The organism is Terrabacter aeriphilus (genome assembly GCF_039542985.1).
Classification (GTDB): domain Bacteria; phylum Actinomycetota; class Actinomycetes; order Actinomycetales; family Dermatophilaceae; genus Terrabacter; species Terrabacter aeriphilus.
On record NZ_BAABIW010000010.1, the window covers coordinates 78,779 to 92,496 of the forward strand.

The following is a 13,718-nucleotide window of genomic DNA, read 5'->3' on the forward strand; positions in this document are numbered from 1 at the left end:
ATGACGCGCTTCACGAAGGGCCACGGCACCGAGAACGACTTCGTGCTCGTCCCCGACCTCGAGGGCACCCTCGAGCTGACCCCCGCGCAGGTGCAGCGCATCGCCGACCGGCACGCCGGCCTCGGCGCCGACGGCGTCATCCGCGTGGTGCGCGCCCTGCACTCGACCGACGAGGCCGTGCGGGAGCAGTCGGCGCAGGCGGAGTGGTTCATGGACTACCGCAACGCCGACGGCTCGCTCGCCGAGATGTGCGGCAACGGCACGCGCGTCTTCGCCGACTACCTGCGCCGCGAGGGCCTCGCGACGGGCGACGCCATCCCGGTCGCGACGCGCGCCGGCGTCAAGACGGTGCGCGTGCTCGAGGACGGGTATGCCGTCGACCTCGGTCCGTGGCGCCTCGTCGACGAGGAGGGCGCGCGGCGCGACGGCTTCGACGTCATGGTGCGACCGCGGCACGGCAAGCCCGTGCCGGCGCTCTCCGTCGACCTCGGCAACCCGCACGTCGTCGTCATGCTGCCCGAGGGCATCGAGCTCGACCAGCTCGACCTCTCGGGGGCCCCGGAGATCCACCCGGCGCCGGCCGACGGCGCCAACGTCGAGTTCGTCAAGGCGGTGGGCCCGGGCCACCTCGCGATGCGCGTGCACGAGCGCGGCGTCGGCGAGACCCGCTCGTGCGGCACCGGTGCGGCGGCCGCGGCCCTCGCCACCCGGTTCTGGTCGGGCGTCGAGGACGAGTCGCCCTGGACCGTCGACGTGCCCGGGGGGCGCCTCACCGTGACGCCGCTGCCGGGGCACCGCGTCGAGCTCGCCGGGCCCTCGGCCCTCGTCGCCGACGGCGACTTCCCGCTCTGAGCTCAGGCGCGACGCACCTCGAGGACGCGGAAGGCCTTCGCGGAGGAGCGCCGCGTGCACCGCAGGCCCCAGTCCTGGGCGTTGATCCACTTCTGCAGGGAGTCGGAGCCGAGGTGCTTCTGCACGACGAGGTGCGCCACGCCGTCGTCGGCGAGGCGCGGCAGCCACCGCTCGAGGAGGGCGTGCAGGGCCGGCTTGCCGACGTGGATCGGCGGGTTCGACCAGATCGTGGCGAACCGCACGTCGCCCGGCACCTCGTCGGGCTCGCAGAACGTCGTGTTGAGCGCCCCGACGGCGGCGGCGTTGGTGCGCGCGAGGTCGAGCGAGCGGCGGTTGACGTCGACGCCCCACACCCGGGCGGCCGGTGAGCGCAGCGCGAGGGTGATCGAGATCGGCCCCCACCCGCAGCCGATGTCGAGCAGGTCGCCCGTCGGGCTGGGGTCCGGGGCCGAGCCCAGCAGCACGGCCGTACCCGGGTCGAGTCGGTCGGGGGAGTAGACGCCCTTGGCGGTCTGCAGCTCGAGGGAGCGCCCCTCGAGGGTCACCTCGATGGTGCGCCGCTCCTCCGGCGAGGCCGGCTCGGCGGTGAAGTAGTGGTCGGTCGGCTCGCTCATCCCGCTCACCGTAGCGGGAGGCCGGCCGCGCGTCCGCGCACGGGTGGGAGCACGGGTGGGAGCACGGGTGGGAGCACGGGTGGGAGCACGGGTCGGGCACAAACTGGTGGCCGACGACGTTGGACGGGTGGGACCATAGGGAGAACATGACGAGCAACCACACGAACGACCACGTGAACCACGACACCGACACCGACCGCTCCGCGGACACCGCGTCCGCGCGTGAGCGGCGCCTCTTCTCGACCCGCGCCGACGCGCTCGCGGCCGAGGGCACCCGCGGCGGCGACCCGGCATACGACGGCTTCGACGGCGACCAGCTCGACCGTGAGGAGCGCGCGGCACTGCGCCGTGTGCAGGGCCTCTCGACCGAGCTCGAGGACATCACCGAGGTCGAGTACCGCCAGCTGCGCCTCGAGCGCGTCGTGCTCGCGGGCGTCTGGACCGACGGCACGGCCGACGACGCCGAGAACTCGATGCGCGAGCTCGCGGCGCTCGCCGAGACCGCCGGCTCGACCGTGCTCGAGGGCGTCATCCAGCGTCGTCAGCGACCCGACCCGGCCACCTGGCTCGGCAAGGGCAAGGCGATCGAGCTGCGCGACATCGTCGTCGCCGAGGGCGCCGACACCGTCATCTGCGACGGCGAGCTCGCCCCGAGCCAGCGTCGTGCCCTCGAGGACGTCGTCAAGATCAAGGTCATCGACCGCACCGCCCTCATCCTCGACATCTTCGCCCAGCACGCGAAGAGCCGTGAGGGTCGGGCGCAGGTCGAGCTGGCCCAGCTGCAGTACCTGCTGCCGCGCCTGCGTGGCTGGGGTGAGTCGATGTCACGCCAGGCCGGTGGCCGCGTGGCGGGCGGTGAGGGCATCGGCTCGCGCGGACCCGGTGAGACGAAGATCGAGCTCGACCGCCGCCGCATCAACACGAAGATCGCGAAGCTGCGTCGTGACATCAAGGGCATGAAGACGAGCCGCGACACGCGTCGCCACTCGCGCCAGGCGGGCGGCGTCCCGTCGGTCGCCATCGCCGGCTACACCAACGCCGGCAAGAGCTCGCTGCTCAACCGGCTCACCGGTGCCGGCGTGCTCGTGGAGAACCAGCTCTTCGCGACCCTCGACCCGACGGTGCGCCGCACCGAGACCGAGGACGGGCGCGTCTACACGCTCGCCGACACCGTCGGCTTCGTGCGCAGCCTGCCGCACCAGCTCGTCGAGGCGTTCCGCTCGACGCTGGAGGAGGTCGGCGACTCCGACCTGCTCCTCCACGTCGTCGACGGCTCGCACCCGGACCCCGAGGGTCAGATCTCCGCCGTGCGCGGGGTGCTCTCCGAGGTCGGCGGCGACCAGATCAAGGAGATCATCGTCGTCAACAAGGCCGACATCGCCGACCCGGAGGTGCTCGACCGCCTGCAGCGGCACGAGCGCCACTGCATCACGGTCTCGGCCCGCACCGGTGCCGGGCTCGACGAGCTGCGCGCGCTCATCGCGCACGAGCTGCCCAAGCCCGACATCGAGATCGACGTCCTCGTGCCCTACGACCGCGGCGACCTCATCTCGCGGCTGCACGAGGAGGGCGAGATCCTCGAGAGCGAGCACGTCGCGGAGGGGACCAGGCTGCGCGCCAAGGTCACCCCGACGATGGAGCCCGACCTCGCAGCCTTCGCCGTCGTCGCGAGCTGACGCCGACCGCTCGGAGGGCCCCGTCCGCGGGGCCCTTCGGCATGTCGGCCGCGAGGCTGTCGGGGGTGCCGGGGAGGATGGGCGCATGGCCCTCGAGATCCCCTGCCCCTACTGCGGCACGCAGATGTATGCCGAGCAGGCGCACAACCGCTGCCCGCGCTGCCTCTACATCGAGCCCTGCTGCGACGGCGCCCCGCTCGCGGTGTGCGAGACCCGCGCCCCGGAGCGCCCGAAGCCGTGACGGAGGCCGCCCACGACACCGCGGTCTGGCTGACGACGCCGCGGCTGCTGCTCCGCCGTCCGCGCCCGGACGACCTCGGTGACTACCTCCGGCTGCACAGCGACCCGCGGACGTACGTGCACGCGCCCGCGAGCATGCCGGGCCCGGAACGCTGTCGCGAGCGCCTCGACGCCGACGTCGCCGACTGGGAGCGAGACGACCTCGGGTATGCCGCCGTCGTCGACCGCGCCGACGGTGCCGTCATCGGGTGGGCGGGCCTGCGGCACAAGGACTCCGACCCGGCCGAGCTCAACCTCTACTACCGCCTCGCGCACGACCGGCTGGGCGGCGGCCTGGGCCGCGAGATCGCCCGGGCGCTCGTCGCGTGGGCCGTGGAGCACCGTCCACAGGCACTCGTCACCGCGATGGTCGACCGCGTCAACACCGCGTCGCTGCGCACGTCGGAGCGGGCCGGCCTCTTCCCCGTCGGGCTGCGCGAGGTGCGCGACGAGCCCGATGCCGAGCCGATGACCTACCTCGAGGCGCCCTCGCTGGTGGTCGTGACCTCGCGGGACGCGGCGGCGGCCTCGCGCGACGAGGTCGTCGACCTGTGGATGCGGGTCAACGACGCCGGGGGAGCGGTCGGCTTCCTGCCCGGGGCGCCACGCTCCGCCGTCGCGGCCGCGTTCGACCGGCACCTGGCCGACGTCGCCGACGGGCGGTCGCTGCTCTGCCTGCTGCGTGCGCCCGAGGCGCACGGCGGGAGCCTGCTGGGCCTCGGCCTCTGGGAGCACGCGCGCGGCTTTCCCCACGAGCACGTCGCGGGGCTCGTGCGGCTCATGGTCGACCCGAGCCTGCAGGGCCGCAACCTCGGCCGCGTGCTGCTCAGTGGCATGGTCGGCGTCGCGCGCCGCGAGCTGCCCCACGTCGAGCTGCTCCGCCTCGACTACCGCGGCGGCCTCGGCCTGGGCGCGTTCTACCGAGGGGCGGGCTGGACCGAGGTCGGGCGCGTGCCGGGCGGCCTGCGCCTCAGCGCGACGGACTACCGCGACGACGTCGCCATGGCCCGCCGCGTCGACGGCGCGCCCCTGTTCAGACGATCACCGGTCCGGGGCACCGTCAGCCGAAGGCGGTGAAAGCCCAGCCGCGGCCGATCTGCTCGCGTCGCCCGAGGGTGCCGTTGCCCTTGCCGTAGTAGACCCACGTGCGGTCGGTCCTGTCGACCGCGTAGAAGTCGGCCTTGCCGTCGCGGTCGGCGTCCCCGCCGTCGGTGAAATGGTCGATGGAGTTCCAGCCGCTCCACCCGACGACCACACCCGGCTTGAAGCCGCCGTTGCCCCGGCCGGCGTACATCCGGAGCTTGCCGTCGGGCCACAGGGCGAAGAGGTCCGGGACTGCGTCGCCGGTGGCGTCGGGGCTCACGGCGAGCATCCGGGCCGTCTTGAACCCGCTCCCGACGACGCGACCTTGACGGACGCTCACGCCGGTGCTGCTGTAGAGCACCAGCGCACCGTCCCGGGCACGCCGGGCGAGGATGTCGCCGACGTGGTTCCCGTCGAGGTCGCCGGCCAGCAGGAGGGTGCTCATGGAACCCCACCCCGTCCCGACCTTCCAGAGACGTTCGACGGTCCCGTTGACGTCGTAGGCGTAGAGGTCACCGGAGCGCGTCTGCGCGAGCGCGTCACCGATGCCGTCACCGTTGAGGTCACCACCGGAGACGACCCGGGACATGGCGTCGAACTCGAGGAGGTCCGTGTAGTAGAAGAAGTCGTAGAGGGCGATCCCCGGGTAGCGGCGCGCGGTGAAGCCCAGGTAGTGGGGCTGGTGCGCGCGTCTCGCGATGATGTCGCGAAAGCCGTCGTTGTTGGTCGGGGTCATTGTGTACGGCCGACCGGAGACGAGCACGCTGTTGGTCGACGTCCGCGTGGCCGGGGTGAAGGTGATGCCGGTACGGCTCGTGCAGGTGACGCGGTGCGAGGCCGAGAAGCGGGCCCCGCCGTCGGTCGTCCAGATCGTCTTCGAGTTGCGCCACTCGCCGGGGATCAGCTGGCCGTCGCGGTACCACGAATCCCTGGGGTCACACCACTGGTCGACCGGGGGGTACGAGGTGTAGGTCTGCAACGGGCGGATGAACTCGATGCTCCCACCGGCCTTGACGGTCGTCGGCGACAGCCGGAACGGCAGGATGCTGATCGAGCCCACGACGGGAGTGCTGGGGCTGGCCACCGACGCCTTCAGGCCGGTCGAGGCCTGGCGTGCGGTGAGCCGGAAGCTCAACCGGTGCCGTGAGTCGTCACGGATCCAGGTGTGCGACTCGGTCTGGCCGGACCCCGCGATCGGGGTGCCGTCGCGCAGCCAGACCCGCTCGATCGAGACGTCGCCGTGCCGCGTCGGGACGCTCGTCGACGGCACCGGCGGCGTCCCGGCCACCGTGACCGCCGTGGGCGACGCCGAGAGGGTAGGCGGTGACGTGCCCACGATCGCGGAGATGGGCGCCGTGCGCCCTGACTCCACCGTCTGGGGGCGCCCGTCGTCGTCGTACGTCGTGACGCGCACCGACAGGCTCGAACCGAAGTCCCGCCAGCTCACCTCCATCGACCGGTCCCCGGTGCTGACGACCTGGTCGCCGTCCATCCAGGCGTACCCGTAGTACCTGTCCGGGGCGGACGGGGGATCGACCACGGCGCGCAGGGTGCCGCCGATGCCGGGCGTTCCCTCCAGGCGCACGCTCCCGACGAGAGGCGGAGCCTCGGCGGTCGGCGCCGCGCCCGCCGCGCCCGCAGTGCCCGCGCCGAAGGACGCCAGCAACGCCGTCACCGTGGCGAGTCCGATCCCCCGGCGCCGACGGTGCCGGGCCGTCGTCCTGTCGCGTGTCCCCACGTGCATGGTGGTGTCCTGCTTCCCCTGTGGCTCCAGCCGGAAACGGCCCCGGCTGCGCAGAGACTAGTGGTCGGGGGAGCGCAGCGGGGCGACGTGGGTCAGCGGGCCCTGATCCGCAGCGTGTTGTCGACGACGGATCAGGAGAGGCCGGTGACGGTGCCGTCCTCGTCGATGTCGATGCGTTCCGCGTTGGGCGAGGACGGCAGCCCCGGCATCGTGCGCATGTCGCCGCAGATCGCGTAGACGTAGCCGGCCCCCACGGCGGCCCGCACCTCGCGCACCGGCAGGCGCCAGCCGCGGGGCGCACCCCGCAGCGTCGGGTCCGAGCTGATCGACAGGTGCGTCTTGGCGATGACGACCGGCAGCCCGCCGTAGCCGAGCCGTTCGTAGTCGGCGAGCGCCCGGGCGGCCGCCGGGCTGACGTCGATGCCGTCGGCACCGTAGACCTGCGTGGCGATCGCCTCGATCTTCTGCTCCAGGGGCAGGTCGAGGGGATAGAGGAACTCGAAGGTCGACGGCTCGTGGGCGGCCTCCATGACCACCTGGGCGAGCTCGAGCGCGCCGGCCCCACCCTCGGCGACGTGCCGCGTCACGGCCGAGCGCACCCCGAGCCGGTTGCAGAACCGCCGGACGACCGCGTGCTCGGACTCGTGGTCGTCGGGGAAGGCGTTGAGCGCGACGACGGGCTGCACGCCGAAGCGCCGCACGATCTCGATGTGCTTGCGCAGGTTGGGCAGCCCCGCCTCGACCTCGTCGGGGGCCTCGCGGCGCAGGCCCTCCGGGAGGGGCGTGCCCGCGCGGACGGCATACGCCCCCGAGTGCACCTTGAGCGCCCGCACGGTCGCGACGACGACGGCGACGTCGGGGCGCAGCCCGCTGACGCGGCACTTGACGTCGAAGAAGCGCTCGGCGCCCATGTCGGCGCCGAAGCCGGCCTCGGTGATCGTCACGTCGCTGCCGCGCATCGCGACGAGGTCGGCCGTCACCGACGACGTGCCGGTGGCGATGTTGCCGAACGGGCCGCAGTGGATGATCGCGGGGCCGCCCTCGAGCGTCTGCAGGAGGTTGGGCTTGAGCGCGTCGGCGAGCAGCGCGGCCATGGCGCCCGCCGCGTGGAGGTCCTCGGCCGTGACGCCGCGCCCCTCGGTCGTGTAGCCGACGACGATCCGCCCGAGGCGCTCGCGCAGGTCGCGCAGGGAGGTCGCGAGGCTGAGCAGCACCATGACCTCGCTCGCGGCGGTGATGTCGAAGCCGGTCTCGCGGGCCACGCCGTCCTGGCGGGCGCCGAGCCCGACGACGACGTTGCGCAGCGCCCGGTCGTTGACGTCGAGCACGCGGCGCCACGTGATGTTGCGGACGTCGAGGCCGAGGGCGTTGCCGTGGTGGACGTGGTTGTCGACCATCGCGGCGAGCAGGTTGTGCGCGGCGGTGACGGCGTGGAAGTCGCCGGTGAGGTGCAGGTTGAGCCGCTCCATCGGCACGACCTGGCTGTGGCCGCCCCCGGCCGCACCGCCCTTGATGCCGAAGGTCGGACCCATCGACGGCTGGCGCAGCGCCACCGTGGCCCGCTGCCCGAGCCGCTGCAGGGCCTGGGCGAGCCCCACCGACACCGTCGTCTTGCCCTCACCGAGCGGCGTCGGCGTCATCGCGGTGACGACGACGTAGGTCGCCGAGGACGGATGCCGGGTGCTCGGCTCGTCGAGCACCGCGAGGTCGATCTTCGCGACGTCACGTCCGTAGGGCTCGAGGTGCTCGGGCCTGACGCCGAGGTCGGCGGCGACGTCGGTGAGCGGGCGCAGGGTCGCCGCGCGCGCGATCTCGAGGTCGGTGGGCAGGGGCTCGCTCGTGGCGGTCATACCCCGATGAAACTCCTGTGCCCCGGGGCCGGGGCCGACAACGGCGCAGACGGGGGCGTGACGTCGGTCCCACGCCCGGGGGACAGGTGACGCGGGCGGCCGTCGCCCCGGCATACCCTGATCCAATGCCTCGACCCCCCGCGCTCGACGACCTCCTCCACGCCGCGGTGTCGGGGGTGGGCGGCGCCGAGCGGCCCGGTCAGGTGCAGATGGCCCACGCCGTGGCGCACGCGATCGACTCGGGCGAGCACCTGCTCGTCCAGGCCGGCACCGGCACCGGCAAGTCGCTCGCCTACCTCGTGCCGGCGGTCGCCCACGCCTTCGAGGTGGGCAAGCCCGCTGTCGTCGCGACGGCCACCCTCGCCCTGCAGGCCCAGATCGTCGACCGCGACATGCCGCGCGTGGCCGACGCCCTCGCCCCCGTGCTCGGGCGCCGGCCCACCTACGCGCTCGTCAAGGGACGGCGCAACTACGTGTGCCTCAACAAGCTCGAGGGTGGCTTCCCCGACGACGAGGAGGGGCTGCTCTCGGTCGGTCAGGTCGACGCGTCCGTCGGACGGCTCGGCCAGGAGGTCGTGCGGCTGCGCGAGTGGGCCTCGAGCACCGAGTCCGGCGACCGCGACGAGCTCGTGCCCGGCGTGTCCGAGCGGGCCTGGCGCCAGGTCTCGGTCTCGGCGCACGAGTGCCTCGGCGGCAAGTGCCCGCTCGTCGCCGAGTGCTTCGTCGAGCGGGCGCGCGAGGCGGCCAAGGACGTCGACGTCATCGTCACGAACCACTCCTTCATGGCCATCGACTCCTTCGAGGGTCGCCAGATGCTGCCCGAGCACGACGTCCTCGTCGTCGACGAGGCCCACGAGCTCGTCGACCGCGTCACCGCCACGATCACCGACGAGCTGACCGGCGCGATGGTCATGACCGCGGCCAAGCGTGCGGGCCGGATGTCGGAGAACACCGCGGCCCTCGACGAGGCGGGCGAGCTGCTCGCCCAGGCCCTCGAGCCGCTCGAGGAGGGGCGGATGCTCGGCGTGCCCGACTCCGTCGGTCTCGCGCTGGCCCGGGTGCGCGACACCGCCCGCACCGTGCAGAGCGACCTCAAGCCGCCGCCCGGCCAGGAGGCCGACGGCGCCCGCCAGATCGCCCGGGCCGCCGTGGACGAGATCCACGAGAACGCCGAGCGCGTCCTCGAGGAGCGCGAGCTCGACGTCGTCTGGCTGAACCGCGACCCGCGCCGCGGCCCGGTGCTGCGCGTCGCCCCGATGAGCGTGGCGATGCTCGTGCGCGACAAGGTGTTCGAGGAGCGCACCGTCGTGCTGACCTCGGCGACCCTCGAGCTCGGCGGCACCTTCGACGCCGTCGCCGGCACCATCGGCCTGCGCGGCAACGGCGCCCCCAGCTGGCAGGGCCTCGACGTCGGCAGCCCCTTCGACTACCCGAAGCAGGCCATCGCCTACGTCGCCGCGCACCTGCCGGCGCCGGGCCGCGACGGCACGGGCGACGACACGCTCGACGAGATCGAGCAGCTCGTGCGCGCGGCCGGCGGACGCACCCTCGGGCTGTTCTCCTCGATGCGCGCGGCCCAGAACGCGGCCGAGGTGATGCGGGCCCGCTTCGGTGACGACATCCCGGTGCTCTGCCAGGGCGAGGACCAGATCACGACGCTCGTGCGCCAGTTCGCCCGCGACCCGCGCACCTGCCTCTTCGGCACCCTGACCCTGTGGCAGGGCGTCGACGTGCCCGGCTCGTCGTGCCAGCTCGTGCTCATCGACCGGATCCCGTTCCCGCGGCCCGACGACCCGCTCGCCTCGGCGCGCTCGCAGGCCATCGCGCGGATGGGCGGCAACGGCTTCATGGCCGTGTCGGCCACGCACGCCGCCCTGCGCCTCGCCCAGGGCGCCGGCCGCCTCGTGCGCCGCGCCGACGACCGCGGCGTCGTCGCCTTCCTCGACTCCCGGATGATGACGGCGCGGTATGCCGGCTTCCTCCAGCGCTCGCTGCCGCCCTTCTACCCGACGACCGACAAGGCCATGGTGCTCGCGGCGCTCGCCCGTCTCGACGCGATGGCGCCGCCCCCCGTCACCGTCGAGGAGCCGGCGCTCCGCTCGCTGACCGGGGCGCGCGCCGATGCCGACGGCACCGAGCACCCGCGGCCCGTCGCCGCGCCGCCGCCGGCCCCCGCGTCGTCGCGCAGCGCCGTCACGGGCGGGCACGCGTGGACCGACGAGCAGGACGAGGAGCTGCGCGACGCCGCCGAGTCGGGCATGCAGCTCGAGGAGCTCGTCGACCACTTCGAGCTGCCGGAGGAGTCGATCTCGGCGCGCCTCGAGCAGCTCGGCCTGACGATCGCGACGGGCGCCCTCTTCGACTGAAGCACCCCGGGGGTGCGCCGGCTACTGCTGGGACTTGGTGGTGGGGGCGGTGGGGAGCTGCAGCAGGTTCTGCGTGCCCTGCGGCACGACGATGAGCGAGTCACCGTGCTCCTTGAGCATGTCGATGTACTTGCTCATGAGGACCTGCTCGTTGAGGCGGTTCTGGCACTTCTCCGAGGGCACCGGCACGACCTTGACGGCCGTCACCTCCTTGCCGTTGATGACCTCCTGCACCTGCGTCGAGGTGGCGCCGCACCGGATGATCTGGTCGGCGTCGGAGGTCGCCTGGGCCTCGGTCTTGGTGATCTCGGCGTTCGCCAGCGCGGTCTGGAGGTCGGCCTTGGCCGCCTCGGCGTTCGCGAGCGAGCTCTGCACCTTGTCGTAGTTCGCCTGCACGTTCTGGTCGAGGGTGATCGCCCGGGGGTCGACCTGCTCGACGGTGACGCCGACCTCACCGAGGCGCTTCTCGAGGCCCTCGGTGATGCGGAGCGCGAGCTGCGCGCGCGACTGGCGCACCGTCGCGGCGGTAAAGGTCGTCGGGGCGTCGCGCGTCACCGACGAGACGCCGGGGAGCACGGCCCGGGAGATGAACGAGTCCTGGTCGGGGTACTGCCGCACGATCTCGGAGAGCTTGCCCGGGTTGAGCGAGTAGCGGATCGTCACGTCGTAGGCGACGGTGGCGTTGTCGCTCGTCACCGTGGACACGCGCCCGCCGTCCTCGTCGAGCGCGATCGTCTGGTTGCGGATGTCGAAGCGGATGAGGTCCTGCCACGGGGCCTTGAGGTGGATGCCCGTCGCGCTGATCGCCTCGTCGCCGACCGTGCCGAAGGTCTTCGTCACGGCGGCCTCACCCGCGTCGAGCCGGTAGTACGAGGCGCTCGCGACGAGGATCACGGCGAGCGCGAAGGGGACCGCGGCGTACCGGCTCAGCTTCTTCGGGTGGTCCTTGAGCCGGAGCAGGACGAGGCCGACGGCGGCGAGGACGACGGCGAAGACGAGGGCGACCATGAGTTGACTCCACGGGGTCGGGGCGAAGGACGGGACGGACGGGCCCCCTGTCGGGCCCGCATGACACAGTTGACGCCATGACCGACCCGGCCGTTCCCCCCTTCGTGCTCGTCACCGGCCCCGAGGGCGTCCTCGTCGAGCGTGCCGTCGCCGGGGTGCTCGTGGCGGCCAAGGAGGCGGACGCCGAGATCATCCGGATCGACCCCGCCACCTACGAGTCGGGCGCGCTGCAGATGCACGCCAGCCCCTCGCTCTTCGGCGGCACGAAGTGGATCGTCGTGCGCGACCTGCACGAGTCGCCCGACGAGCTGCAGCTCGACCTGCTCTCGCTCCTCGCCGTGCCCGACCCCGACCTCGGGCTCGTCGTCGCGCACGGCGGCGGGATGAAGGGCAAGAAGGTCCTCGACACGATGAAGAAGGCCGGGGCCCGGGTCGTCGAGTGCCCCGCGATCAAGACCGACCGCGACAAGACCGACTTCGTGCTCAAGGAGTTCTCGGCCGCCCGGCGCAAGATCACGACCGAGGGCGTGCGCGCCCTCATCGAGGCGGTCGGCAAGGACGTGCGCGAGCTCGCGGCCGCCTGCTCCCAGCTCGTCTCCGACACCGAGGGCACCGTCGACGACGCTGTCGTCGACACCTACCACGGCGGCAAGGTCGAGGCGACGGGCTTCCGGGTCGCCGACGCCGCCGTCGCGGGCCACTCGGGGGAGGCGCTGCGCCTGCTGCGCCACGCCATCGCGACGGGGGTCGACCCCGTGCCGATCGTCGCCGTCCTCGCCTCACAGCTGCGCCAGCTCATCAAGGTCGGCGCGGCCGGTCGGGGCAGCTCGGCGTCGCTCGCGAAGAGCCTCGGCATGGCGCCCTGGCAGATCGACAAGGCCCGCCGCGCCGTCGGCCACTGGAGCCCCGACGGCCTCGCCGTCGCCGTGCAGGCGGTCGCCGCTGCCGACTTCGAGGTCAAGGGCGGCGGCCGCGACCCCGTGTATGCCGTCGAGCGGGCCATCCTCACCATCGCCCGGGCGCGCGCGGCCCGGTGAGCGGCGCCGAACGACCGGCGCGTGCGGTCGTGCCGGTGCGGCCGGTCCGCGCGGTCCGGCGCCGGTTTGGCCCGCACCGCGCCCGCTGGTAACTTTGACCCTTGCGTGCGCGCTCAGGTCGTGCGCGCATGCATGCACCATCCAGAGCTGCTCACGCAGGGTTGTCCCCACTCCCGGTCCCGAGCAGCTTTGCCGCCCTCTAACGGCAACCATCCGACCGAACGAAAGAAACTCTCAACGTGGCAAACATCAAGAGCCAGCTCAAGCGCATCAAGACGAACGCGACGCGCACCGAGCGCAACAAGGCCGTCAAGAGCGAGCTCCGCACCTGGGTCCGCAAGGTCCGTGAGGCCACCGCCTCCGGTGACAAGGACGCCGCTGCCGAGGCCCTCAAGACCGCCTCGAAGAAGCTCGACAAGGCTGTCAGCAAGGGTGTCATCCACCAGAACCAGGCCGCCAACAAGAAGTCGGCCATGGCCAAGAAGGTCGCGTCGCTCTGACGCACACCCTCGCCTGGACGGGCCCGTCACCTCACGGTGACGGGCCCGTCCTGCATCCGGGGCGCGCCGCCCGGCGTCTGCTCAGCCGCGGTGGCGGGCGCGCACGGCCGCGATGACCGTGTCGTAGCGCTCGCGCGGCAGCACGGCGCCCTCGCGGCGCACGGCGGCCGGGTCGACCCGCACGAGCCGGTTGACCCGGACCTCGCTCGGGCGTCCGCGGCCGTCCCAGGCGCCGGAGCCGATGTCGACCCACTCGCGGCCCGAGCGGCGCTCCTGCTGCTCGTCGCGGTCGTGGTCCTTGCTCGTCAGGGGCAGCCCGACGAGCCAGCCGCCGTCGCGGCCGATGAGCAGCACGGGGCGGTCCTTGCCCTGGCTGTGGTCCTCCTCGTAGGGCACCCAGGTCCAGACGATCTCGCCCGGGTCGGGGCGGCCGTCCGGTCGCGGCGCATACGTCGTGTCGGGCAGCTGCGTCGCGTCGCCGGGGTAGGCGGCGCCCGCACCACCGCCCGTGCGGGCGGGCGCCGTCCCCGAGGGTTGCCGCGACCCCCCGGAGGGGCGGCGGGTGGGGGCGGTGGAGCCGCGCACGAGGCGGCGCAGGCCGCTGAGGAGGCGCTCGAGGGTGCTGGGCATGGGAATCACCGTAGCCGCGCCGCCGTTACCGTTGGGCTGCACCGGGTCGACGGCGATCCGCCCCTCCCGCGTCAGGGCG

12 protein-coding genes are annotated in these 13,718 nt (G+C 73.2%); 7 read left to right on the plus strand and 5 right to left on the minus strand.

Annotation, left to right across the window (positions count from 1 at the left end):
* Complete coding sequence (gene dapF / locus ABD979_RS07305; protein WP_345506802.1) at window positions 1–852, plus strand: diaminopimelate epimerase; 852 nt, start codon at window positions 1–3, stop codon at window positions 850–852.
* A gap of 2 nt (window positions 853–854) precedes the next feature.
* Here the strand turns inward: dapF and ABD979_RS07310 are convergent, their stop codons facing one another.
* Window positions 855–1,466 (minus strand): class I SAM-dependent methyltransferase, encoded by a 612-nt coding sequence (locus ABD979_RS07310; RefSeq protein WP_345506803.1) that lies wholly within the window; start codon window positions 1,464–1,466, stop codon window positions 855–857.
* Between the two features lie 146 nt (window positions 1,467–1,612).
* On the opposite strand from ABD979_RS07310, the gene hflX reads away from it, so the two are divergent.
* The 3 genes from hflX to ABD979_RS07325 all read left to right on the plus strand — a co-directional run bounded on the left by hflX (window position 1,613) and on the right by ABD979_RS07325 (window position 4,498).
* Window positions 1,613–3,142 carry a GTPase HflX gene (gene hflX, locus ABD979_RS07315; protein ID WP_345506804.1) on the plus strand — a complete coding sequence of 510 codons (1,530 nt, stop codon included), beginning with the start codon at window positions 1,613–1,615 and terminating at the stop codon, window positions 3,140–3,142.
* A gap of 85 nt (window positions 3,143–3,227) precedes the next feature.
* Window positions 3,228–3,383 carry a hypothetical protein gene (locus ABD979_RS07320; protein WP_345506805.1) on the plus strand — a complete coding sequence of 52 codons (156 nt, stop codon included), beginning with the start codon at window positions 3,228–3,230 and terminating at the stop codon, window positions 3,381–3,383.
* Complete coding sequence (locus ABD979_RS07325; RefSeq protein WP_345506806.1) at window positions 3,380–4,498, plus strand: GNAT family N-acetyltransferase; 1,119 nt, start codon at window positions 3,380–3,382, stop codon at window positions 4,496–4,498. Before ABD979_RS07320 ends, ABD979_RS07325 begins: the two co-directional genes overlap by 4 nt.
* On the opposite strand, the gene ABD979_RS07330 is transcribed toward ABD979_RS07325, so the two are convergent.
* Window positions 4,482–6,089 (minus strand): FG-GAP repeat domain-containing protein, encoded by a 1,608-nt coding sequence (locus tag ABD979_RS07330; RefSeq protein WP_345506807.1) that lies wholly within the window; start codon window positions 6,087–6,089, stop codon window positions 4,482–4,484. The two genes, ABD979_RS07325 and ABD979_RS07330, sit on opposite strands and share 17 nt — an antisense overlap.
* Before the next feature lie 290 nt (window positions 6,090–6,379).
* Window positions 6,380–8,098 carry a formate--tetrahydrofolate ligase gene (locus ABD979_RS07335; RefSeq protein WP_345506808.1) on the minus strand — a complete coding sequence of 573 codons (1,719 nt, stop codon included), beginning with the start codon at window positions 8,096–8,098 and terminating at the stop codon, window positions 6,380–6,382.
* Between the two features lie 125 nt (window positions 8,099–8,223).
* Between ABD979_RS07335 and ABD979_RS07340 the strand changes: the two genes are divergently transcribed.
* Window positions 8,224–10,464 carry an ATP-dependent DNA helicase gene (locus ABD979_RS07340; protein ID WP_345506809.1) on the plus strand — a complete coding sequence of 747 codons (2,241 nt, stop codon included), beginning with the start codon at window positions 8,224–8,226 and terminating at the stop codon, window positions 10,462–10,464.
* Between the two features lie 21 nt (window positions 10,465–10,485).
* Here ABD979_RS07340 and ABD979_RS07345 read toward each other — a convergent pair whose 3' ends face one another.
* Entirely contained in the window at window positions 10,486–11,472 is a 987-nt protein-coding gene (locus ABD979_RS07345; protein WP_345506810.1) for a prohibitin family protein, read from the minus strand.
* 77 nt (window positions 11,473–11,549) lie between these two features.
* On the opposite strand from ABD979_RS07345, the gene holA reads away from it, so the two are divergent.
* The gene (gene holA, locus ABD979_RS07350; protein WP_345506811.1) at window positions 11,550–12,509 is read left to right on the plus strand and encodes a DNA polymerase III subunit delta; all 960 of its coding nucleotides are present in this window, start codon (window positions 11,550–11,552) and stop codon (window positions 12,507–12,509) included.
* Between the two features lie 239 nt (window positions 12,510–12,748).
* Window positions 12,749–13,009: a 30S ribosomal protein S20 gene (rpsT, locus tag ABD979_RS07355; protein ID WP_030146502.1), complete on the plus strand. Its 261-nt coding sequence runs from the start codon at window positions 12,749–12,751 to the stop codon at window positions 13,007–13,009.
* 81 nt (window positions 13,010–13,090) lie between these two features.
* Here rpsT and ABD979_RS07360 read toward each other — a convergent pair whose 3' ends face one another.
* The gene (locus ABD979_RS07360; protein ID WP_345506812.1) at window positions 13,091–13,639 is read right to left on the minus strand and encodes a type II toxin-antitoxin system PemK/MazF family toxin; all 549 of its coding nucleotides are present in this window, start codon (window positions 13,637–13,639) and stop codon (window positions 13,091–13,093) included.
* Between the last annotated feature and the right edge of the window lie 79 nt (window positions 13,640–13,718).